Source organism: Paraburkholderia sediminicola (genome assembly GCF_046026675.1).
GTDB classification, from domain to species: Bacteria; Pseudomonadota; Gammaproteobacteria; order Burkholderiales; family Burkholderiaceae; genus Paraburkholderia; species Paraburkholderia sediminicola_F.
In genome coordinates this window covers 3563567-3586716 of record NZ_JAQQEY010000002.1, presented here as the reverse complement: position 1 = coordinate 3586716, position 23150 = coordinate 3563567, and the positions used below count along the sequence as shown (strand labels likewise).

Annotated in this window: 18 protein-coding genes; 10 read left to right on the top strand and 8 right to left on the bottom strand. The window is 59.5% G+C overall.

Features of this window, described 5'->3' with window-relative positions; all coding sequences use genetic code 11:
• Positions 1-12: 12 nt before the first annotated feature.
• A complete protein-coding gene (locus PQQ86_RS35775) occupies positions 13-846 on the bottom strand; it encodes an ABC transporter ATP-binding protein (RefSeq protein WP_408278153.1) in 834 nt (277 codons plus the stop codon).
• A complete protein-coding gene (locus PQQ86_RS35770; protein WP_408278151.1) occupies positions 843-1907 on the bottom strand; it encodes an ABC transporter substrate-binding protein in 1065 nt (354 codons plus the stop codon). Before PQQ86_RS35770 ends, PQQ86_RS35775 begins: the two co-directional genes overlap by 4 nt.
• Positions 1908-2790: 883 nt before the next feature.
• On the opposite strand from PQQ86_RS35770, the gene PQQ86_RS35765 reads away from it, so the two are divergent.
• The 8 genes from PQQ86_RS35765 to PQQ86_RS35730 all read left to right on the top strand — a co-directional run bounded on the left by PQQ86_RS35765 (position 2791) and on the right by PQQ86_RS35730 (position 11588).
• Positions 2791-4365 (top strand): substrate-binding domain-containing protein, encoded by a 1575-nt coding sequence (locus tag PQQ86_RS35765; RefSeq protein ID WP_408278148.1) that lies wholly within the window; start codon positions 2791-2793, stop codon positions 4363-4365.
• A gap of 11 nt (positions 4366-4376) precedes the next feature.
• On the top strand, positions 4377-5255 hold the full coding sequence (locus tag PQQ86_RS35760) for an ABC transporter permease (RefSeq protein WP_408278147.1): 879 nt from the start codon (positions 4377-4379) through the stop codon (positions 5253-5255).
• 4 nt (positions 5256-5259) lie between these two features.
• Complete coding sequence (locus tag PQQ86_RS35755; protein ID WP_408278144.1) at positions 5260-6057, top strand: ABC transporter ATP-binding protein; 798 nt, start codon at positions 5260-5262, stop codon at positions 6055-6057.
• The gene (locus PQQ86_RS35750) at positions 6054-6926 is read left to right on the top strand and encodes an ABC transporter permease (protein ID WP_408278141.1); all 873 of its coding nucleotides are present in this window, start codon (positions 6054-6056) and stop codon (positions 6924-6926) included. The genes PQQ86_RS35755 and PQQ86_RS35750 overlap by 4 nt, the downstream gene beginning before the upstream one ends.
• Before the next feature lie 39 nt (positions 6927-6965).
• Positions 6966-7316 carry a RidA family protein gene (locus tag PQQ86_RS35745; protein WP_408278138.1) on the top strand — a complete coding sequence of 117 codons (351 nt, stop codon included), beginning with the start codon at positions 6966-6968 and terminating at the stop codon, positions 7314-7316.
• A 363-nt stretch (positions 7317-7679) separates the two neighbouring features.
• Positions 7680-9131 (top strand): dihydropyrimidinase, encoded by a 1452-nt coding sequence (gene hydA, locus PQQ86_RS35740; RefSeq protein WP_408278135.1) that lies wholly within the window; start codon positions 7680-7682, stop codon positions 9129-9131.
• 52 nt (positions 9132-9183) lie between these two features.
• Positions 9184-10170 carry a fumarylacetoacetate hydrolase family protein gene (locus PQQ86_RS35735; protein ID WP_408278132.1) on the top strand — a complete coding sequence of 329 codons (987 nt, stop codon included), beginning with the start codon at positions 9184-9186 and terminating at the stop codon, positions 10168-10170.
• A 299-nt stretch (positions 10171-10469) separates the two neighbouring features.
• A complete protein-coding gene (locus PQQ86_RS35730; RefSeq protein WP_408278127.1) occupies positions 10470-11588 on the top strand; it encodes a porin in 1119 nt (372 codons plus the stop codon).
• Here PQQ86_RS35730 and PQQ86_RS35725 read toward each other — a convergent pair.
• The 6 genes from PQQ86_RS35725 to PQQ86_RS35700 form a co-directional block, all read right to left on the bottom strand.
• Entirely contained in the window at positions 11585-12454 is an 870-nt protein-coding gene (locus PQQ86_RS35725) for an IclR family transcriptional regulator (protein WP_408278123.1), read from the bottom strand. The two genes, PQQ86_RS35730 and PQQ86_RS35725, sit on opposite strands and share 4 nt — an antisense overlap.
• Before the next feature lie 632 nt (positions 12455-13086).
• Complete coding sequence (locus PQQ86_RS35720) at positions 13087-14034, bottom strand: aldo/keto reductase (RefSeq protein WP_408278120.1); 948 nt, start codon at positions 14032-14034, stop codon at positions 13087-13089.
• 410 nt (positions 14035-14444) lie between these two features.
• Positions 14445-14660: a hypothetical protein gene (locus PQQ86_RS35715; RefSeq protein ID WP_408278117.1), complete on the bottom strand. Its 216-nt coding sequence runs from the start codon at positions 14658-14660 to the stop codon at positions 14445-14447.
• Positions 14661-14746: 86 nt separating this feature from the next.
• On the bottom strand, positions 14747-15028 hold the full coding sequence (locus PQQ86_RS35710) for a hypothetical protein (RefSeq protein WP_408278114.1): 282 nt from the start codon (positions 15026-15028) through the stop codon (positions 14747-14749).
• A 305-nt stretch (positions 15029-15333) separates the two neighbouring features.
• Complete coding sequence (locus tag PQQ86_RS35705; RefSeq protein ID WP_408278111.1) at positions 15334-15702, bottom strand: response regulator; 369 nt, start codon at positions 15700-15702, stop codon at positions 15334-15336.
• A gap of 208 nt (positions 15703-15910) precedes the next feature.
• Positions 15911-21508 (bottom strand): trifunctional serine/threonine-protein kinase/ATP-binding protein/sensor histidine kinase, encoded by a 5598-nt coding sequence (locus tag PQQ86_RS35700; protein ID WP_408278108.1) that lies wholly within the window; start codon positions 21506-21508, stop codon positions 15911-15913.
• Positions 21509-21914: 406 nt separating this feature from the next.
• Between PQQ86_RS35700 and PQQ86_RS35695 the strand changes: the two genes are divergently transcribed.
• Entirely contained in the window at positions 21915-22571 is a 657-nt protein-coding gene (locus PQQ86_RS35695) for a response regulator transcription factor (RefSeq protein ID WP_408278105.1), read from the top strand.
• Positions 22572-22949: 378 nt separating this feature from the next.
• Positions 22950-23078: a hypothetical protein gene (locus tag PQQ86_RS35690; RefSeq protein WP_408278102.1), complete on the top strand. Its 129-nt coding sequence runs from the start codon at positions 22950-22952 to the stop codon at positions 23076-23078.
• Positions 23079-23150: the final 72 nt, after the last annotated feature.

Below are 23150 nucleotides of genomic sequence, written 5' to 3'. Positions count from 1 at the left end.
GCGGGTTCCTTTTCAACGTTCGCCCATGCGCACGTCGAGCTGAGACCAGATCTCGCGTACGTGGGCGGTGAAGCCCGCAGCGTCGCGGGCGGCCATCATGTCGTTGCGGTCGCAATCCAGGTGGATCTCGTGGATCGCCTTGATGCGGGACGGACGGTGGGTGAGGACGATCACACGGTCCGACAAGGAGACCGCCTCCTCGACGTCGTGTGTGATCAGCAGGACGGAGCGACCTTGGCCCCTGACCAGCCGGGCCATATCGCTTTCCAGCACCAGTTTCGTCTGGAAATCGAGCGCGGCGAACGGCTCGTCGAGCAGCATCACTTCGGGGTCGGTCACCAGCGTGCGCGCAAGTGCAACGCGCGCGCGCATGCCGCCCGATAAAGCCGACGGGTAGTAGTTGTAGTACGGTGCGAGTCCGACCTTGCCGAGCATCGCATGCGCCTTTTTCTCGCGATGCGCGCGCGACATCCCGGTCAGTTCGAGGCCCAGCGTGACGTTGGCCAACACATTGCGCCATGGCATCAGCATGTCCTTCTGCAACATGTAGCCGATGCCCTTGGGGACGTCGTCCAGCGCCTGACCGTGCCACAGCACCGCGCCGCGTGTCGGCTGCGTAAGACCGCTCATCAGGTTCAGCAGCGTGGTCTTGCCACAACCAGATGGGCCCACCAGGCTGACAATTTCCCCCGCGCGCAGGCTGAAGGAAATGTCACCGATGACCCGATTCAACTCGCCTTCGTCTTCGCCATACGATTTGCCGACTCCGCGCGCAACCAGCGGGGCGTGCGAGTGGGCTGTCCCTCCCGCCTGCGCCGCAGGCACTACTGCGCCCGCTACATTCATTTGGACACCGCCACCGTTACGCCCGCGCCCGCCGCAGCGGTCTTGGCGGCCTTGTTAGAAAAGGTGTTGTCGATCACGTCGCTATAGGCCAGCGTCCCTTGTACGTTGCCCAGGTACTTCTGCATTGAGATCAGCTTGTCCCACTGCTGCCGGTCGACCGGCAGCGTCTGCGCCGGGATCTTGTACTGCAACTCCATGTCGATTGCCTTGTTCACCACGTCGGGCGGCAGGTCGGGGAACTCCGCACGGGCCACCTCCTTCGCGTAGTCGGGCTTGGCATATGTAAGACGCGCGGCTTCTTCCAGTGCGTCCACGAGCGACTGCACGACCTCGGGATGTGCCTTGGCATACTCGGGCAGCACCATGATCCCCGTATTGCAGAACGGACCCATGTAGCTCGAGAAGTCGAATACCACTTTCGCCCCTTGCGCCATCGCCGCCGCCACCATCGGCTGCTGCGCAAACGCGATGTCGGCGCGACCCGCGAGCATGGCGCCGATCTCCGTGCCTGGAGTGACTTCGACGATCTTCGCGTCCGTGCCGACTTTCAGGCCATTGTCCTGCAGCAGTTTCTTCGTGACGCTGTACTCGGTATTCGGATCAGGCGACGTAACTAAGGTCAGCCCCTTGAAAGCCTTGGGATCGGTGATGCGTGCCACGGTCTTCGATACGCCAAAGTAATGTGCACGCTGCACCAGCGTTCCGACGACCATGCCCGGTCCGCCGCGCTCGCGAGACATCTCCACCATGGTCGGATCGCCGACGGCGAACTGCGCGGTCTTGCCGAGCACCGCGGCGAAAGCCTGCGTGTCCCCACCGGCCGCGGTCAGGTGTACCGTCAGCCCGTGCTTCTCGAACAGTTTCGCGTGCTGTGCAACGTAGAGGTCGATGTAACCGAGGTTATGTACGGCCTCGGAGAATGCGATGGGTTGCAGCGACGCCGCGGCAGCGGAGTGAGCGAACCCGAAAGCGCTGAGCGTGGCGAGCAGAACACGCCCAAGCTGGGGTATAGCACTGGTAGCAGAGCCCGAACCGTCTGCTGAGAACGTACGTCGTTTCATTGTTTCAACTCCGACAATAGTGAGACCGCAAAACGAAAAAGGTCCGGCATCAGACGCGCTGATGTCGGACCTTTTTGGCCGGTGTTATCCAAGACGCCTTTGTCTCGGACAACGAAAGTGCTGTTTGATGCTCGCCGTGCACGGCGAACCTCAGTGTGGCTTATTAAGCAACGGCTATGCCAGTTTGCGTGATGCCGTACGTGCGTTGTTCTTCGATCCGCGGGACCCCCCGATGGAAGTGGGATCGCTCACCTTTCACGCAAAGCAACGAACGCCAGATGAACGACCCGCGCAAGCGCCGGGCGCGCACCACGTCGCATACTCCTTCGCGTGTTCCTTCACGTCACAGCACGGCAATGGTGCAACGTTGCACAGGAAACTAGCATTCGATACTTTTCCGAAGCTCATCCCGACACGCTCAACTTATCGTCGTGCGTCGACCGAAGAGACGGCGAGTGAGGATGCCGGACTCGCGCAGTGATACATCGCGGCATGGGCTTCATCGAAACGTCGTTCGTCCTGGGACGCGCACTCTCGCAGAGTGGCTTAATGCGGCAGAACCCATTTCATCCTGTAAAAACGATAAGGCGATGAAAAATAAAGCTATTTTTTTGTCTTTCCAGTGTGCGGGAACGGCGTCTTGCGGCAATTATTGACGCGATATCTTGATTGCGAGTCATGCAGCACCGTTGCTGCTACCGACTAGGAGACGCGTGCCGCTTTCCTCATTCATGGCTAGCGTAGATGTGTATCCATTAAAGGAAGGCTGGATGAATAAACACAAGCCGTGTATCTCGGGCTGTCCGGCGGCGCGCGTCCAATAGGGTTTGAGGGTGAGCCGCAGCGGGGGATTGCCGCTGTGTGATTCGTCACGGCGCAAAGCATGCTTTACAAGCGCGAGGCGTGCGAGTGGGACTTACAAAGTATTAGCTTGTGGCAGTTGCGTCTGCCAGTCCAGGTCCTCGAAACGCTGGACGCAACAAATGAGCAAGCAACATTCGGACATTCGAAAGACAACATCGCCCGGTCACTGCACGAAGTGATGGTGCGACAAACGCGTCACGTAACGGCGACCGAGCGTTCGCCCCGCGTAACGGACACATACGGTATGTCATCACTTATAAGGAAGTTGACGATGTCGAAATCAGATCTTTTCCATCCCTTCAAGCGGGCGGGTGTGGCGATCGCGCTGGCCAGTCTGGGACTCGTCACGAGCATCGCGGCATTCGCCGCAGACCGCTTCGTGCCCGCGCCGCCTGAAGCAGGGACGAGCATCCCCCAGCAGCAGGTGAAGTTCGGGATGCGTCCATTTGCCGACAACACGTTCTACGTCATTGCGATGCAGAAGGGCTGGTTCAAGGATGTCGGCATCGGGATCGACCCCGCACCCGAAGGCCTCAAGGTCAACGACACCAATGCCACTGCGCTGCTGCTCAACGGGCAGGTGGATGTGATCAGCGAAAACTGTCCCAACATGCTGCCGACCTACAAATCGGCACGGACGCTCAAATGTGTTGGCTTCACGGACAACTTCCTCGGCAACGCGATCCTGGCCAATCCGCGCTTGCACCTCAAATCATTTAAGGACTATATCGCGCAGGGCATGAGCTTTGATGCCGCGCTCCACGCAGCACTGGCTCCCCTCGAGGGCAAGACGCTGGTAGGTCCGCCGCAAGTGACCGACCGGCCGTTCGAAATCCTCGCCTCAAGCATGTCCAAGGTGAACTGGAACCTGCAGGTGCTCGATGATTCGAAATCGGTGGTACTCGCCCGTGCCGGTCGCGAAGACTTCGTCAACCCCGACGGGGCACCGATCGTCTACTCGCTCGAGCAGGCAGGATGGACCGATATCCTTGACGTGGGCGACATGAACAAGTACGCACCTGCCGGAGCTGGCTCGCCGGTCGAGCATCTGGTGACGGTCGTCGGAGTTGGCGCCAACGGAAACTTTGTCAATAGCCACCCGAACGCCATCCTGCGCTTCATGTCGGTGGTGTGGCGTACCCTCGACGCGGTCAAGAAGGATCCGTCGCTGTTCGCGCTGCAGGCGCCCTATCTGAACAGCGTGGCGGGTACGTCACTGAATGCGAAGGACGTACAGAACGCGGTGGACCGGCTCGATCCATTCTCGACGTATGACTACAACGCCACGTATTTCACCGACGAAAAGAATGTGTACTTCTACAAGAACGCGTGGTCAGCGATTATCGACGACATTGCCACCAGTGGGATCATCGGCAAGGGTTCAGTCACGCCTGAAGATATCGTCTGGGCCGCGCCAATCTGGCAGCAGATGAAGGATTATCAAACCAGGACCGATGCCCTTTTGAAGACGCTTGATGGCGCGAGCCTGCCGGCTGACAAGGCGAATCTTCTCAAGCAGGCACATCAGTACTACACATGGTTCGATTTCCTGGACGCCTATCGTTTCGCAAATGCCGCAAGCGGCAAGGCGTAAGGAGTATTGCGATGTTTCGTAGTACGGCATCACAAGTGACAAGGGCAGGCAACCGGACGCAGCTCCCGCGCTCGCGATCCTCGAGCCGCGCGTTGTGGCGGCGCTTCGACCCGCTGGCACTTCTCGGGATCGTGCTCGTGATCGTTGCCTGGCATATCGCCAGTCGCTTCGTGGCGGAGGCCATTTTGCCCTCGCCGTTGAACGTCGCCAGACGCATCGCTGCAGACTTCTGGGTCGCGCGGGAGCTGACCTATTACGGGCTGGGTAACACAGGGCTCTTCGACAGCCTGGTGTTTAGCGGTGTCAATGTGCTCGTGGCCGTCTTCGCTGGCTCGCTTATCGGCATCACGACAGGCTTGCTGGCGGCCCGCTCGAAATGGCTCGGTCCGGTGGTGCAGCCGGTGATGATGACCGTTGGCACCGTGCCAACGCTGGTAGTCGCGCCGTTCTTCCTGATCTGGTTCGGCGTGGGGCGGGGCAGTTCGATCCTGCTGGTCCTCGTGTATTGCGCCGTGATCCTCTATGTGTTTGCCCAGCGCGCTGCCGATAACCTGGACCCGGTATTCGAGGACTACGCGCGCACGCTCGGCGCGAGCCCACGGCGCGTGATTCGCGATGTGCTGATCCCCGGCACGGTGCCGCAGATTCTCGGTGGCATCCGCATCGCGCTGGCGGGCGCGTGGGGCATTGAAGCGATTGTCGAACTGCTTGGCGCGCAACAAGGAATCGGCAAGATTGTTTCAGTACTCGCCCAGTCGATCGACATAGAAGGCATCTTTGCCGCGTTGGTGATGTTAGCGATTGTGGCGATCGCATGTGATGTATTGACCGCCTGGGTAATCGAGCGCCTGGCCCCGTGGAGCCCCGCTGCAGCCCGGCATAAGGAGTAAGGAAATGTCTTCGCTTATTGATGGCTCGACGATCACGGCCAACAACGTGTCACAGCGCTTCAGGCGTGCCGACGGGCAACTGGTGAATGCGCTCGCTTCGGTCAGCTTCACCATCCCGGAGGGCCAGTTCGTATGTCTGGTGGGCCCGTCGGGCTGCGGCAAAAGTACCTTGCTGCAAGTCATGTCGGGCTTGCTCGCTGCCTCCGACGGCACGTTGGAGGTCGGCAATAAACGCGTGACCCAGCCGGCACCTGAGCGCGGCGTCGTGTTCCAGAAAGACAGCGTGTTTCCGTGGCTGCGCGTAATCGACAACGTGGAGTACGGACTGAAGTGCGCTGGTGTTGCGAAGGGGAGGCGCCGCGAGATCGCCGAACATTACCTCGAACGAGTGGGCTTGAGCCACGTCAGTCGTGCATGGCCACGTGAGCTGTCGGGCGGCATGCTCAAGCGGGTTGCGATCGCGACGGTCTTCGCCAATGGGGCGAATGTGCTAATGCTCGACGAACCATTCGGCGCACTCGATTACGTGACGCGTCGGCAGTTGCAGGAGGTGCTGCTCACGTTGTGGGGTGAGACGACCGGAAGCGGCCATCGCCGCACGGTGATTTTCGTCACCCACGACGTCGATGAGGCATTGCTGCTGGCCGACCGCATCCTGGTGTTGCGTGGCGGCCGACTGGTGGACGACCTCGCGGTTGCCGCGCCACGGCCGCGCAATACCGACAGCCTGCTGCGGGCAGATCTCGTGGATACCCGGCATACCTTGCTGAATCATCTCGGCCTCGAGCGGAGCCACGCATGAACCGTCAACTTTCGCGTGGCGGCCAACTGATTGTCTCCGTACTTGTCCTGCTTGCCATGGCGGGCGGCTGGCAGGTGCTGTCACTGATCTATGTAGCCGAGGCCGCACCGGGGGAGCCGTTGGTGCCTGGCTGGCAGGTGCTATTCACGCACACGTTCCAGTCGCTGTCCGATTACTGGCCCGGCGGGCTTGGTGTGCCGTCGGTGGCCGAAGGTGCACCGCGCAGCTACACAGCCGCTGCGCTCGCAGTACTGCTGCATTCCTGGGACACCATGCTGCGCCTCTATACCGGCTTCGCGTGCGGTGCGTTGGGCGGCGCGGCCCTTGGACTCGCGGTGTCGTGGTCGAACTGGTCGCGCCGGCTGGTGAACTTGCCCTTGCAGTTCTTGCGGACCTTGCCTCTTCTTGCAATGGTGCCGCTGTTCGAATTGTGGTTTGGTACTTACTTCGCAGGCAAAGTTCTGTTCGTCGCCTATGGAGTCGGCGTGATCTTCTTTGCAGGGGTCGTCAACGCCGTGGGCAATGTGCCGCAGTTGTATATCGACTATGCACGCACGCTCGGCGCCTCTCGCTTGTGCCTGTACCGCACGGTGATCATTCCTGCGATCCTGCCCGAACTGCGTTCTTCTATCCTGCTCAGCCTGGGCACCGCCTGGGCGGCCGTGCTTGGGGCCGAGTATCTCGGCGCCCAGTCCGGCATCGGTTACATAATCGAGTATGCGAGCCAGTTCGGCTATGTGGATCGCATGTTCCTGATCGCGCTCGTGATCGTTGTCTACGCATCGATCAGCTATGCGCTGTTCAACTGGCTGGCGTCGAGGTTGCTCGTGTGGACCCCGGGAGCCCAGCCACGCCGGCGCGCCGTTTAACGCCGTCGTTTTCGACCCCCAGCTACTTCAAGGTACGACATGATTGAACGCATTGATTCCGGCAGACGCTTGAGCAAGGTCGTGATCGCCAACGGGTTTGCATTCCTCTCGGGCTTTACTGCCAATGTAGTGACCCCGGGCGACGTCCGGGCGCAGGCCGCCGACGTGCTGGCGCAAATCGACGACTTGCTGGCCAAAGCCGGTACGTCAAAATCAAAGGTGGTTCGCATCAACATCTGGCTCGACGATATGCGCGACTTCGACGCGATGAACGAGGTCTATGAGAGTTGGATCGATCCGCAATGTCCGCCGGCGCGTGCGACGGTGGAATCACGGCTGGCGATAGAAGGCACGCTCGTGGAAATCATGGCCACGGCAGTCGTCGACTGACGTTCACGGCGATCGCAGCCGGGTCTTGCGGCAAGCGTGCGGATGCTACACAGGAGTCAAAGGGGCCACGTGGCCCCTTTGCTTTTCTGTCGCCGCTGTCCGTCTTTCGAGCCGGGCGCGCGGGGTGCTTGAGATTCCACCTCGTGGAAGCGCTAGCGCACTGTTTACAAACGGGTTTTTATGACCATTCCGACGCCCGGGATTTCCTTCGCGTTGCACATATGAGCAGCTATTTTCGATCTCTGGCACATGCTGGAGAACGGTCGGCGCTGAACGCCCTACCGTTTCCGGTTCGAGAGAGTTCCGCCCGATGAACTGCCATTGGCAGGCTCGGGGCGGCAGTAACCACAACTGGAGAGCGTCATGCAAGCAACAGTCATCCGCGGCGGCACGGTTATCAATCATGATCGCGCGTTCAAGTCCGACGTGCTGTGCGTCGATGGGGTCATCGCTGCCGTCGGGCCCGACCTCGATGCGCCCGCAGGGGCCGAGATCGTCGACGCAGGCGGGCAGTACGTGATGCCGGGCGGCATCGACCCGCACACCCACATGCAGATGCCGTTCATGGGGTTCGTTACCATGGACGACTTCTACACGGGCACATCAGCGGGCCTTGCGGGAGGCACTACCACCATCATCGATTTCGTCATACCCAGTCAGCAGCAACCCCTGATGGAGGCTTACCGGACCTGGCGAGATTGGGCTACCAAAGCCGCGTGTGACTACACGTTTCACGTGGCGGTGACCTGGTGGGACCAGAGCGTGCATGACGATATGGGTACGCTCGTCCGCGACGAGGGAGTCAACAGTTTCAAGCATTTCATGGCCTACAAGGACAGCATCATGGCTGACGATGGTGTCCTCGCCAATAGCTTCCAGCGTTGCCTCGAACTCGGCGCAATGCCTACCGTGCACGCGGAATTTGGCGAGATGGTGTTCGTGCTGCAGCAAAAGCTGCTGGCAAGCGGCATCACCGGCCCCGAGGGCCATCCTCTATCGCGGCCGCCCGTGCTTGAAGGTGAAGCCGCTGAGCGCGCCATTGCCATCGCGAAAGTGTTCGATGTGCCGGTGTATATCGTGCACGTCTCGAGCAGCGACGGCGTGGATGCGATCGCGCGGGCCCGAGCTCGCGGGCAGAAAGTGTTTGGCGAAGCGCTGGCGGGTCATTTGTGCGTGGACGATGCGGCCTATCGCAATCCCGACTTCAGATTTGCCGCAGGTCATGTGATGAGCCCTCCGTTTCGTGCACCGGAGCACCAGACGGCGCTTTGGAAAGCATTGCAAAGCGGGACGCTGCAAACCACCGCCACCGACCATTGCTCCTTTTGCACAGCGCAAAAGGCTGCCGGTCTTGGCGATTTTACGAAGATACCAAACGGCTGCGGCGGCGTCGAAGAGCGCATGCTGGCGGTGTGGGACGAGGGTGTGAACCAACGCGGCCTGAGCCCGAGCGAGTTCGTTAAGATCACTTCGACCAATGCCGCACAAATGTTCAATCTTTACCCGCGCAAGGGGCTGATTGCCGTGGGCGCCGACGCGGACCTGGTGGTATGGGATCCGCAGGCCACCAAAACGCTCTCGGCGAAAACGCAGTTCAGCAAGAGCGACTTCAACGTATTCGAGGGGCGGACGGTAACGGGCATTCCGACCCACACGATATCCGGCGGCGAACTTGTCTTCAAGCAGGGCGAGTTACGAGCCAGGGCCGGGGCAGGGCGTTACCTGAAGCGGCCGGCGTTCACCGCGGGCTTTGACGTCCTTGGTCGCTTCTCCCGAGCGGCAGGCGCTGCAGCTAGTTCGGGCAATGCCAAATGACGGGTTGCGTGATGGTCAGCTTCGATAATCTCCGACTCTTCCCGGGATCTGTATGAAACTCGCTTCGCTAAAGTCTTGCGGCCGAGACGGCACGCTGCTCGTGGTGTCGCGCGATCTGCAACGCGCGGTGGTAGCCGGGGCAGCCGCGCCGACGCTGCAGTCCGCTCTGGATCGATGGAATGACGTGGCCCCCGGCCTTGATTTGCTGTACCGGCAGCTCAACGACGGGCAGTTGGAAGATGCCACTGCCTTCGACGCACACGCTTGCGCTGCGCCGCTGCCGCGCGCGTATCAATGGCTGGATGGCTCGGGCTTTCCGAATCACATGCGGGTTATCAACGGTGCTAGCAACGCATCGGCGCCAGTCGAACCGCCGGCATTTCCGTTGATGTATCAAGGTGCGTCAGATGACTTCATTGGCGCGCATGATCCGGTGCACCTGCCTGCCGAAAGCGACGATATCGACTTCGAGGGCGAGGCCGCCGTGGTGCTCGACGATGTGCCAATGGGGGTTCCAGCACAGGACGCGCTCAAGCATATCAAGTTGGTGATGCTGCTCAACGACATCAGCTTGCGTACGTATGCGCCTCGCGAAAGTGCGGGCGGGTTCGGTTTCATCAATGCGAAGGGCGTGACCAGTTTCGCGCCGGTTGCGGTCACGCCCGACGAACTCGGTAACGCGTGGCGCGACGGGCGCATCGAATTGCCCATGCGGGTATCGCGCAACGGCGAGTGGTTCGGCCATCCGGGCGGCGAAGCCATGCACTTCACCTTTCCGATGTTGATCGAGCACGCGGCGCGGCGGCGCAATCTGAGAGCGGGCACGATCGTTGGCTCTGGCACGTTCTCCAACTCGCAGCGGGAAGCGGGTTCGGCCACAATCATCGAGAGGCGCGCGCTCGAGGCCGAAGATGCCGGCACACCGCATACCCGTTACTTGCAGTTTGGCGAGACGATTCGCATTGAGATGCTGGACAGTGCAGGGCATTCGATCTTCGGTGCCATCGAACAAAAGGTCTTGAAAAGCGAAGGCCTTTGATTAAAAGAGCGCAGCGCGCGAATGGAAATGAACGAGTCGGGCTTAGTCCCGGCTTTTTTTATTTTGGTCTACTAGTGAATTGATCGAGCAGGACGAACACGAAGGGTACTGGGTTGCCCCCAATCGAAAAACCTGTCGCCGATGCCTGAAATTTCGCGGGATGGTTTTCCTATGATACTGTTTTTAAACGCCTTATCGATGCTGTTCCATGGCGCAGAATTGCTCTATTACGGTAGTTTTAGCGGGATAACTTAGGACGACTTTAAAGTCGTAAAAACTTCTCTCGTGGAGCCTTACAAATGAAGCATCTGTTGTCGAAAGCGTCGTTTCACATGATTGCATTGCTGGGATTGAGCACCGGCATTGCGCACGCGCAAAGCAGTGTGACCTTGTACGGGGCGGCGGACGATGGACTGTCCTACGCCAACAATCAGGGCGGCAAAAGCAGTCTGCAGGCCGTCAGCGGCATGCCCACCGGTAGCCGCTGGGGACTCAGCGGTGTGGAAGATCTCGGCGGAAGTCTGAAGACGATCTTTACGCTGGAAAATGGCTTCGACCTGAACACGGGCGAGCTGGGTCAAGGCGGAAGAGAGTTTGGACGGCAAGCATTCATGGGCGTGGCCGGCAAATTCGGCACCCTGACTTTCGGCCGCCAGTACGACCTGGTGGTCGACTATGTGCAGCCGCTGGCCGCCAACGGGACGTGGGGCGGTGCGTATTTCGCGCACGCGGAGGACGTCGATAACATTAACAATAGCTTCGTGGTTGACCGTAGCATCAAGTTCGCAAGCACCGACTATGCCGGCTTCCGCTTCTCTGGCATGTACAGCCTGGGCGGGGTGCCGGGACAGTATGGCGAGAACCAGGTCTGGAGCGTGGCTGCGGGCTACGACCGCGGTCCGCTGCATATCGGGGGTGCCTATCTCGACATTCACAATCCCGAGACTGCAGTGCAGGGCAACCAGAACACACCCACCTTTACCAACGTGATCTACGGCAATTATGTTGCTGCGGCGACGAGCCAGAAGATTGCGGCACTTGGTGCCGCTTACACGATCGGCAAGCTCAAGATACTTGGCAATGTGTCGGGTGTGGTGTTCAAGGACGGCAGCGACGGCCAGGACGTCAGCTTTGGTACGGCCGAAGCCGGCGCAGGCTGGCAGATCACGCCTGCGACGCTGGTCGCTGCCGACTATGGCTATGTGACGGGCAAGGTGGACGCCACGGGTCAGCATCCTCGCTACCATCAGTTCAATCTTTTTTCGAGCTATGCGCTTTCGGCGCGGACAACGGTGTATGCGCTGGCGGTGTATCAGCTCGCGGTGGGCGACGCGCAGCAGGCGCAGATCACGGGCTTTAACGCCTCCAGCACGAATCGGCAGGTCGCACTGCGCGCTGGTCTACAGCACGTGTTTTAGCGCGCAGCGGCGGGCAGCCCTGGCGAAGACAATACGTCGGCCGGCTGCCTGCCACCGAAGGCGACCGTGATTTCTCGCGCCGCGAGTAGCGTGCTGTGGCCGAGTTCTTCCATGCGCTGCATCGTCACACGCAGCGTTGAACCCACTACGCTAAGGGCAGCTACCGGCATCGACAATTCATCAAAAATCGGCACGGCTACGCAGCGTACACCCAGAGAGGTCTCTTCATTATCTATGGCATAGCCCACGCGGCGTACTTCCTGCAATTCGCTATGCAACGCTGTCGGGCGGGCAATCGATTGACGGGTGAGCCGCTGTAAGCCGCCGCGCTGGACGAACGATGCAATTTCCGCGTCTGACATCGCAGCGAGAACGGCTTTGCCCATAGCCGTGCACGCTAACGGAGTCCGATTTCCGGGTCTGGACGACGCGTGCATCATTTCGCGACTTTGCATTTGCAGTAGTAACAGCATGTCGTGTTCGTCAACACAGCCTAGCTGGACGGTTTCGCCGCTGGCGTCGCGCAGGCGGCGCATCGCTGGCGTAGCGAGTTCGGTCAATTGGCGGCGCCCTCCGAACACAGCCCCGACCGAGAAACACTGTGCACCGATAAACCATAACGCCCTGTCGCGTTGAAAGCAGACAAAGCGCTTTTGCTCCAGTGTTGTCAACAATCGGTGTACGGTCGACGCCGGCAGGCCGGTTCGTTCCGACAGATCAATTAATCTGTAACCCTGATCATCTTCGGCGAGAATTTCAAGCAGCGAAAGCGCCCGCAGCAAAACCTGGACGGAGCTTTTATCCTCACGAACGATGCTATGTACATTGACCTCACTCTTACGTCGAGTCTGTGATCCGCGTTGCATTCTTTGAGACCTCCTGTCCGCTGAAGGGAGCGCGTGCTCTCATCGCGATGATGTCCATACTTCGGGAGGTCTTCGAAGCGCAAGTTATGTGCCAATGGTTACCCTGGTGCAGACCGCCGGGCGATCGCCTTCCGTGGCCGATCGCTCTTGATACGGTGTGGCAACAATGCACGGTTTCGGCGCACCTCACCAATTGCAAGCGAGGAGTGCACCGTAACAAGTCGTATATGCTGCGTGCGTGCCAGCGGCGTATCGGACTCAACATCTACAAAACCCGGACCTGACGATCCGACCGGTTCTTGTGATGCGGAGCGTCGCGGAAGGGTGGAATAGACCACGGCGAACCTCGTGGTGAGCGAGTCGCGGCTCAGGCCTTTTTTGCGATTTCGCAGATTGATGTGATCGAAAGCACGGGGCGCTTCCATTGTGCCATGCTGTGAACAAATAGAGCCGTCGGAACGACGTGACATACGAAATGTCCACGTGTTCACGACGGCTTTAAAGCGGCGAAAGACTTACCCCTTAAGCCGTTCGCTTAGTGCGTGTATTCCATGATGTACAGCCCGGCACCACTCCAGTCTGTGCAATACACAATGCGATTCGCGTCGACGAACACATCGGCGTTCTGCGTACTAGTCACTAGCCTTGTTGAGCATCGCAATGGCCTCGGAAGGCAGGCGCACATGTGCGGCGGCCATCAGGTCGTCCAGTTGACCGAGCGAGGTGGCGCTGGCAATCGGTGCTGCAACCGTTGGCTGCGCGATCAACCAGGCCAGCGCGATCTGTGCGGGTGTCTTGCCAAGACCCCGTCCAACTTCGTCGAGTGCCGCGAGAATGCGCATGCCTCGCGGGTTCATGTAGGGCTTGACCGCATCGCTACGCGCGCTGCTAGCCAGGTCCCCGGGCGTGCGGTACTTGCCCGTCAGGAAGCCGTTGGCCAATGAAAAGTACGAGAGCACGCCGATGTTGTACTTCTCGCAAACACCCCGAGCGGCACTTTCGAATTCGACCCGATCGTAAAGATTGTAGTGCGGCTGAAGCGTCTGATATGCGGGCAGGCCCTTGCTGCTGCTGACTTGGAGACTCTCTTCGAGTCGGGCCGCCGAATAGTTCGAAGCACCGATGGCTCGCACCTTGCCTTGCTTGATCAGGCGATCGTACGTGTCGAGGGTTTCCTCGAGTTGTGTCCCGCGATCGTCCTCATGCGACTGGTAGAGATCAATGTAGTCCGTGTTCAGCCGCCGCAATGACGCCTCAACGGCCTCGATGATGTACTGTTTCGACAAGCCCTTTTGGCCCGGTCCCATCTCCATGCCCACCTTGGTAGCAAGCACGATCTTGTCCCGCTTGCCGCCGCGGGCTAGCCATTTGCCCAGGATCGTCTCGGACTCGCCGCCCTTTAGCCCCGGAATCCAGTTCGCATAAACGTCGGCCGTATCGATGAGGTTGAAACCCGACGACGAAAAAGCGTCCAGAATGCTGAACGAGGTAGTTTCGTCGGCAGTCCACCCAAAAACATTCCCGCCTAAAGCAAATGGCGCGACGCTGATACCTGTATGTCCTAACTTACGCTGGTCCAATTTCGCTTTCCTCGGAGTTGCTGAGTATGGTGTCGGCGTGCGCTATGCGCACTCGCGATGGCCGGCAAATACCGGCCGTAAGGCCGGTTAGCAATGGAGCTTCGCGGCTGGCAACAAAGGTATCGCGTCAATAACGCCGCTCAGGCGGCTTTTCACACAGTGGATTTTTCGGACACAACTTCTTATATTTCAGATGCTTACGTGAATTTCTAAATGAAATTGCCGTGTACGGTACTTGGCCATCCGCCGCAGCAATAGGTCGGTTGTGCATGCCCAGCAACGCGAGGACGGGATCAGCGGTAGGAGTGCTTAGATAACAGCGTTGTAATCAACCGGGCAGTTTCGGGCAACAATGCGCGCCGCAGTCCACGCGGATCGGCCACCTGCTGATGAACTCGGCCGGCTTCGCATTAGTGGTTCAGACAGTAGCACGCGCTCACAGCTTCGGCAGGCGACAGGCCAGTATGGAAGTAAGCCTGCAATCGGCGGACGATCGTATCATCCGGTTCCCAAAGCACGCGAATGAAGCCCTCTTCGAAGGCTTTTTCGTACACGGCGTTCGCCCATCCGCACAGGTCGAGTTCGACGGAAGAGGGCAGTGCTATCTGATCGGACGGGATGAACATGACAACCTCCACAACATCGAAAATGTACGTGGTCAAATCCAGCGGATGCGGATAACGGCCGTGAATATATGCGACATTTTCTCGTTTTAACGATTTGGTTGCGCTATGGTCTTAATCATCGCGGCAAGAAAAGTCGCCACGACGACAAGGAAGCCGAGCATGTAAATAAGCACGATGGTCAGCATCGTTTGCTCCTTCTTCAGATTGCCGCAATTGCGGCGGCCACCACCGGCTGACAGCATGGGCCACGATTGCGCAACAGGTCCATGGCCCAAGCCGCGAGACGCACGGTGAGCATCAATCGTCAAGAAACCGGATTCAGGTTCGCGTATTGATCGAACGAACTGGTGATGAACAAGACTGACCATGTCGGACGCATCGCGCTTGCACATTGGCCTTAAAAACAATGTACAGGTCCGAGACACATGAAACCATTCTACGAACGATTCGAACGCCGGTGCGTGTGGATAGGAATCTCATACCCGCGTATAACCTGCAGCGATTGCTGAAGGCGATGAAATATGTCCTTCGCAATGAAGTTCTTGTTCAGATGGCAATATCCGCAGGCGTGACGCCATGTCGGCCGAAGTCGCCCTGACGGCGAGGGGAACTGAAGCGGTGACGGCCAGGATTGCGCGGCATGACGGTAGTCTTCTGACGAACTGGCGACGTCCTATGGGCAACTCAGCGCGAGATTGAGCAGTCTCTCGACAGTGGTGGCATCAACGGTTTTCTCGAGTAAAGGGAGGGCGCCTCGGGCCTGAATTTCGGCCTCAAGGCAAGCAGTCGGGAATGCCGTGGTGAAAATGATCGGAATTGCGTACCCGAGGGCCAGCAGGCGGTCGTGCATGTCGATGCCGGACAGGCCCGGCATCCGTACGTCCGAAATCAGGCATGATGTTTTGTCGATTGACCCTGATTCCAGAAATTCTTCCGCCGATGCAAACACCTGTGCCTGCCATCCTAGCGAACGAACCAGACTCGCGATCGCCAGCCGGGCACCCTCATTGTCATCGACAACGGAAATGATTTGAGAAGACACAAGCGACGGGCCTCGACACACTAGAATCGGAACGTGCCAAACGGAATCGTGTGGCATGCGACTCAAATTAATCGTAGCTCGGAAGCCGCCGCACGGAAATGATACGAATGTATAAACTGTTCATGAGCGTGACGTCGATCCGGATGCGTCTCGATCGCGCGCTCAGAAATTGCCGATTATTGCCGTGTCTATCGCGCGGGCTTGCCCTTCAAGACGAGCCCCCGTTAATTGAAGGCAGACTCAGCTGGAATACCGCCCCGTGCCCGGCATTGTTGGACGCCCAAACCTGTCCTCCGTGGGCTTCGATGATCGAACGGCAGATCGATAATCCCATGCCCATTCCGTCGGCCTTCGTGGTGAAGAACGCGTCGAACAGCCGATTTGTGTTTTCCGGATCGATGCCCGGGCCAGAGTCCTGTACAGCGACGACCAGGTGCCCATCGTTACCCCGATGGGACTCGATCAGCAGGTCACGTGAGGCGTCGCCGACGTCAGCCATTGCCTGGATCCCGTTTATGACCAGGTTGATGAGGACTTGCTGAAGCTGGACCCGATCGCCGAGCAGCGGAGGCAATCCGGAGGCAAGCTTAAGGCGCAACGAAACCCGATGATTCAAGAGTTCGCGCTGAACCAGGGACACAACGTCATCGATCACATCGTTGAGTTCCAGCTGTGTCTTCCGCGGCGTGGCCTTCCTGGTGAGCGTGCGGATACGACGGACAATTTCGCTCGCGCGCCTACCTTCGCCGATCATATGCTGCACACAGACCCGCACCTCTTCCGGCTGCGGCGTGCTGTGGCCGAGCCATCGCAGGCAGGCTTCGCCACTGGTCACGATCGCACCGAGCGGTTGGCCTACTTCGTGGGCGATGGATGCACTCAGTTCCCCAAGCGTTGTTACGCGAGTTGCATGAGCGAGTTCCACCTGCAACGCTTGCGACTGCTCCTCCGCTCGTTTGGCGGCGGTCCGCCGCGTTGCGAGTTCCGCCTCAGCCTCCTTCTGTTCGGTCAGGTCGAGCACGAACGCTACGCCGCTTTCCCCCGAGCCCTCCATTAGCGCGCCGCCGACCAGAACCGGGATGCGACCGCCGTCCTTGCGGATATATTCCTTCTCATAGGGCGGTGAACTGCCGCGCTGCCGCAACTCTTCAAGTGCCCGCGCATCGGCAGCGCGATATTCCGGAGGCGTCATGGTGGCCCATTGGACATGGCCGTGCAGCAGATCCTGTCGCGAATAACCGACGATCCGGAGAAACGCATCGTTCGCGTCGGTGGCGATACCGGCCACGTTCCAGAAGAACACGCCGATGATGTTCGACTCGACCAGGCGCCGGATGCGTGCTTCGCGAACGCGTAGCTCCTCTTCGGCCAGCTTGCGCTCCCTGTTCTCCCGCTGCAGATCGGCATAGAGCAGGGCGTTTTCCAGCGAGATCGCAGCTTGGGAGGCCAGCAGTTCCAGCACGGTCACGCGTTCGGGCGTGAAAGCATCCGTAGCCAGGTTGTTCTCCAGATATAACAGGCCGATCAACGCAGAGCGCCGCATGATCGGCAGGCACAAGACGGACCTCGGCTGCCGGCGGGTAAAGTAGTCATCGGCCGCAAAGGGATTCGATTGCATCGCATCCGTCAGCAATACCCTCTCCTGGCAGCGCCGCACGTAATTGGTGATGGACGCGGGCAATACCGATTCGTATAGGGACGATTCCGGCAACGCCCGTGCGGGCAGCGCCTCGCCGAGATGCCGCCGTACCTGGATCGTCTGCTGCTCGACGCTCGCTTCGGCCGCGAGGACCAGACTCTCGTTCCGTGCGAGCAGCAAATGGCAGGTCTGCGCCCCAGCATTTTCAAGCAGGATGTGCATCAACGTGTCGACGAGATCCTCGAGCACGATCTGGCCAGAGATGGCTTGCGAGGCTTTCGTGACCGACAGCAGATCCAGTTGTGCAACGTTGTCGAACGCAGTGGCCGCCGGGGAAGCCGGCTCTCCGCGCAGTTGCGGCGCGCGCGCGTCGATCTGCCTGACCTTGCCGTCGGCGCCCCAGAGCGCAAAGCAGTCGCGTGCCTTTCGCAGATAGGTGTCGGCAAATGTCTCGAATCCACGCGTCCGGTAAAACGCCGATGCGCGTTCATAAGTAATTGCCTCGTTCTGGACGAAGTCGTATTCGCGTGCCGATCGAATGGCCTGTTCGTACAGCCGCATGGCGTCGGAGTCGTGCCCATCGAGTCGGGCAATCTCCGCGGCAATCAGCGCGGCGCGGTCCGCGAAATTCTCGGGACAATTGTTCGCCCACGTCGCGAGCTGCTTATGGTGAGCGGACAGCGCCTCCAGATGCCTGGGTCGTTCGTCAGCCGATACCGAATCGCAGTGTGCTGCGCGCGGCAGTGCGTCATAGAAATGATATTCCGCCGCCTCGAAGCAGAAGGGTGACGTCCACAGCAACGGCTCGGCATTCGACGCCGCCGCGATGGCGCACGCGTAGTCACCTGCATGGAAACGCGCTTGCAACTTGCGGATCCAATACCAGCAAGCGGCGAGTGCCAGCCCCGGGTCTGCGCCCAAATGCTGCTCGAACCGGTCTTCGTCGAACGCAGCATTGTTGAAGGAGCCGACATCGGGCGTCAGACCACGAAGAGCTTTGATCAGCGTGAGTTGCGCAGTTATGACGTCGGCGACAAATTCGAACCGCATTTTGCGTGCGAGCTCGAGGCCGCTTTCGGCTTCTCGCTGCACATCGCCGAGCGGATCTCCGGCACCTAGAAGATTGGTGATCAGGTTGTTGCCGCAATAGCCCGAAAACGTGAGGTCGCCGGTTTGGTTGGCCGTGTCAAAGGCGAGTCGCAGCAAGTCACGACCCGAACATATGGGCCTCGTCCAGGGGACGATGAAGGCGCCAAAGCACGCGTAGACGCGGGCTTTGAATCGATCCATCCCGTGCTTCTCGACGAGGTCGACGCCGAGCTTGCCGAACCGGAACCCCGCCCGGTAATCGCCGAATTGCGGCCCGAGGGTCATGCCGAGCATGACATAGGCGAAGCCCGATCCGTCGCTGTTTCCATGCTCGAGGCTCAGATTCGCCATGCGGCCGGCGATAAGACAATACAGGTTCATGTCGGTGGCATGGGCTGGCGGCTGAAAGGCAGTTAGCACCTCCAGGGTGGCGCGGCAGACAGGGTCGGTCATCAAAGGCAAATCGAGAAGCTGCTCGATCGAGCGGTTGCCCATCCGTTGCCACAATCGCTCGTATTCCTGTTGCGCCTCCTCTTTCCGCGGATGCGCCGACCACGTGACACCGACGGCACGAAGATACGCGAGGCTCACTTCAACGGCACGGTCGGCTTGTCCCGCGTTCATGTAAAGCGCCATGCGCAAGCACGCGATGGCGGCCTTATCGATGAGGTTCGCGGCTTGATGTGAAAGCATCGACAGCTGTTGTTCCGCCGTTGTCAGGCAGCCGTTCAGGAATTCGCACTCGGCACGCTGAAAGCCGAGCGAGAAGGTGAGCGCAGCGTGCCGGTGCGGACCATCCTCTGCCGCCAATGCGTGGCCGGCAGTGAAGTAGGCCAGTGCCGATGCGTAAGCCGTCGCTGCCTTGGCACGCATGCCAGTGGTGAGATTGAGTTCAGCTATGCGCTCGCGCTCCTCCTGTGCCGTGATCAGCGCGGCGCCCCGGTTGAACTGGTTCGCCACATCGAACAGATGCTCGGCGAGCTCGTCGGCCGTCATGCTCGAGAGGAGCACGCGGCCGATGCGCAGATGCACCTCACTGCGGCGTCCTTCGGGAATCAGTGAATAAGCCGCTTGCTGGATCCGGTCGTGCAGGAACTTACCGCTGCCGTGGGTGCGCAAGATCAGATTTTCGCGCACCGCAGGCGCAAGGTGTTGCTCAACCTCGGGTTGGCCGCTGACCAGCGCGAGAATCCGCAGGTCGAACTGGTTACCGAGGCAAGCGGCCAACTGCAGCGCTTCCTGTGCCGGGATCGGCAGTTGCCGTAACTTGCCCAACATCAGATCGACGACGTTGTCGGCAAGATCTTTCGCTTTTATCTGTTCCAGGTCCCATCGCCATGCCTGGATCGTTGCATCTCGCCGTAGCAACCCCTCCTTGTGTAGCGCATCCAGGAACTGGATAAAGAAAAACGGGTTGCTCTCGGTGCGTTCACAAATGAGGTGTGTGAGCGGCTCACAGGACGCGGGTGGCGCATGCAGCGTGTCGACCACCAACTGGTTCAGATGCACGGCGGACAACGGCGCGAGCCGGATGTCGACCACCGGCGTGTCACTGTGTCGGATCGCATCGAGGCTCTTCATAAGCGGATGCGCCCCGGTCACTTCGTTGTCGCGATAGGCGCCGATCAGCAGCAGATAACAGGTGTCTGGGTGGGTAAGCAGGTGCTCGACGAGCGCCAGGCTGGCTGCGTCGATCCACTGCAGGTCGTCCAGGAAGAGGACGAGCGGATGTGCCTTACTCGTGAATACGGTCACGAATTGCCGGAAGACCAGGCGGAACCGGTTCTGAGCTTCCGCCGGCGGCAGCGCCGGTACCGGCGCTTGCGAGCCGATGATCAACTCGACTTTGGGCAGCACATCGAGAATGAGCTGGCCATTGAGCCGGACCGCAGCCTGCAGTTGTTGCCGCCAGCCGGCGAGGCGTGCTGCACTTTCGGCCAGCAGTTGCTGCACCAACTCGCCAAATGCTTGCGTCAGGGTGGCATAGGGAATGTCTCGCTGATACTGATCGAACTTGCCTGAAATGAAGTAGCCACGCTTTGCGACAATCGGTTTGCGCAAGGCGTCGACCAGTGACGACTTGCCAATGCCCGAGTACCCGGATACGGTGGCAAGCGCCGCCCGGCCAGTGGCCGCCATGAGTTCGAATACACCGAGGAGCGTATTTGATTCCTGAACGCGCCCGTACAGTCTGTGTGGAATCTGGAAGCGATCCGATAGATCGTCCGTGCCGAGCCGGAACGGCTCGATCCGGCCCGAGGTGTGCCATTGCGCCAGACAGCGGTCAAGGTCGGATTGCACTCCGCGCATGCTTTGATAGCGATCCTCCGGCAGTTTGGCCAGTAGTTTCATCACGATGTCCGACACCGCTTGCGGCACCGCGGGCGCAATGTCACACGGCGGCGGCGGCATGCGGGCGATATGGCAATGCGTCCATTCCAGCGGATCGCTCGCCTCGAACGGCAACCGGCCGGTCAGCATGCGGTAGAGCACCACACCCATCGAATAGCAATCGGTCCGGTAATCCACCGGACGATTCATGCGGCCGGTTTGCTCGGGGGACATGTACGCCCACTCGCCCACGGATACGACAACGTCCTCTGGCGAGACGGAGTGTTCCTGGGTCGTCGCGAGGCTGAAATCCACCAGCAGAACATTGCCAGTTTCTGGCGCGACCAGAATATTGGCCGGCCGCAAATCTCGATGGATGACGTGAGCGGTATCGATGCCCGCCAATGCATCGGCGAGGTGATGGGCGATAACCAGGCAACCAGCCAGGTCCGGGCGTGGGCCGCAGCCCAAAACGGTCTCGAGCGACTCGCCTGAGAAGTCTTTCAGGACCAACGCCAGGCGTCCGCGCTCATCGATCAGGGCAAGCGGTTTGGCAATGCCCTCGACTTTCAACGTTCGAAGGAGCAGGTATTCGCGCTTAAGACGAGCGGATTGAGCTGCGCCGGCGTGTTCAGGAAGGAGCTTCAGAAGCACCGGCATCCCATCCGTCAGGCGGCGTGCACGGTAGAGGTCTGATCCCGTTGTCATGTAGACCCGATCAATGGTCTGACAATTCGCGATAATCATTGCCCCCCCTTGTCTCCCGGCGACCTGGCCGGACACCTGCACGTTGCATTCCGCTGTTGAATGGGGCGCAGGCCCGCACGATGTTGGCCTTAGCCAAAGTGATCACTTCGTGACCCGCAACGATTTAACAACCAGTTTACTCGGTCGCCAATGAGGCACAGGAGCATTGGCAAGTTGATGAGCGTAAGACAAGACGCCATTAGGGGGCGACAATTGTTTCAGAAAGCGATCAACGGATTCTGGGTGAGTTTGGTGAATCCGCGCGAGGCAACCAACCCTTGCTGCAAGCTGTTTGGGATGCAGTGACGCGCTCAACAGTGGGGCGTAAAATAGGTGCATACCAGCGGGGTGCGGCTGCATTCCGGCTTCTTGAGGTGTCCAGGTGACTACTAAACCGACCCGCCGAATGACGGACGAACCCGAAGCAACCGACGGTTCCGTCATCTACGTCGTCGATGACGACAAGGGAATTCGTCTGGCCCTTGACTTGCTGATGCGCTCCGTAGGCTTGCGCGTCGAAACGTTCGAGTCCCCGGACGAATTTCTCCGGTTTCCTCACTCCGAGGGACCGAGCTGCCTTATCCTGGACGTGCGACTCCGCGGGAAAAGCGGCATGGCTTTTCACCAGGAAATCGTCAATAGCGGCATGCGTATTCCCGTCGTATTCATGACCGGTCATGGAGACATCGAGATGGGGGTGAAGGCAATGAAGGCGGGTGCGCTCGATTTCTTTGCAAAACCATTCAAAGACCAGGACATGCTCGACGCAGTTGCTCAGGCCTTGGCGCGAGACAGCGAGCGGCTCGCGGCAGAAGCCAAGTTGGTCGGTCTGCGCGCTTCGTACAGGTCCCTTTCGCCGCGCGAGAAAGAGGTGATGGGCTTTGTCTTGTCCGGTCTGCTGAACAAGCAGATTGCCTCTGAGATGAACTTGAGCGAAATCACGGTCAAGGTCCACCGTGGACAGGTCATGCGAAAAATGAACGCGCGCTCGATGCCGGATCTTGTCCGCAAGGCCGAATCGCTTGGTGTCAAACCCTGCCTGCCCGACGGCCGTCATTGCTGAGCGCTATCGAACGCGAGCGCTTCTGCAGAGCGTCCGATCACTAGCGCTGAGCGGTCATCAAGGCTGTATCGGCGTTCGTCTGTAAATGGCAGGTCTCGTTGCTTGCGTTTGCCGCTCAGCAAGGAATTCGTTTTACGGGGCAAGCTCATTGAAGTCTCCTCGCAGCGCTTATACGTCCGTATAAGCGGGTTACGCTAATGCGGCATCGGCATATCCAACCGTAGAGTAGACGGGCCCGTCGGTTAAACCTAATCTTCTCTCATCGCGACACGTTTGCTGTTATTGCAACGCAAAGCTCGCGGTTCGGCCCGACGACCACCTGGCGATTTTGGACGGCCGCCCGACCGGTTCCCTTCTTAACGTCTCCAAGGAATCATCGTGTCGCATGTTCTGCATAGCTGGATCCATATCGGCGGCAACGCATATAACGAGTACACGTTCGTGCCGTGGCTTGGCAGGACTATTTATCGCCGTACGGTCGACTTCTCCGCCATATGCGTCCAGTAGCCGCAAGTCGGGAGTTGTTCGATCTCTACCTTTGTTCGACTGCTGCTCCACTCTTTGCCAAGGAGAGGAAAC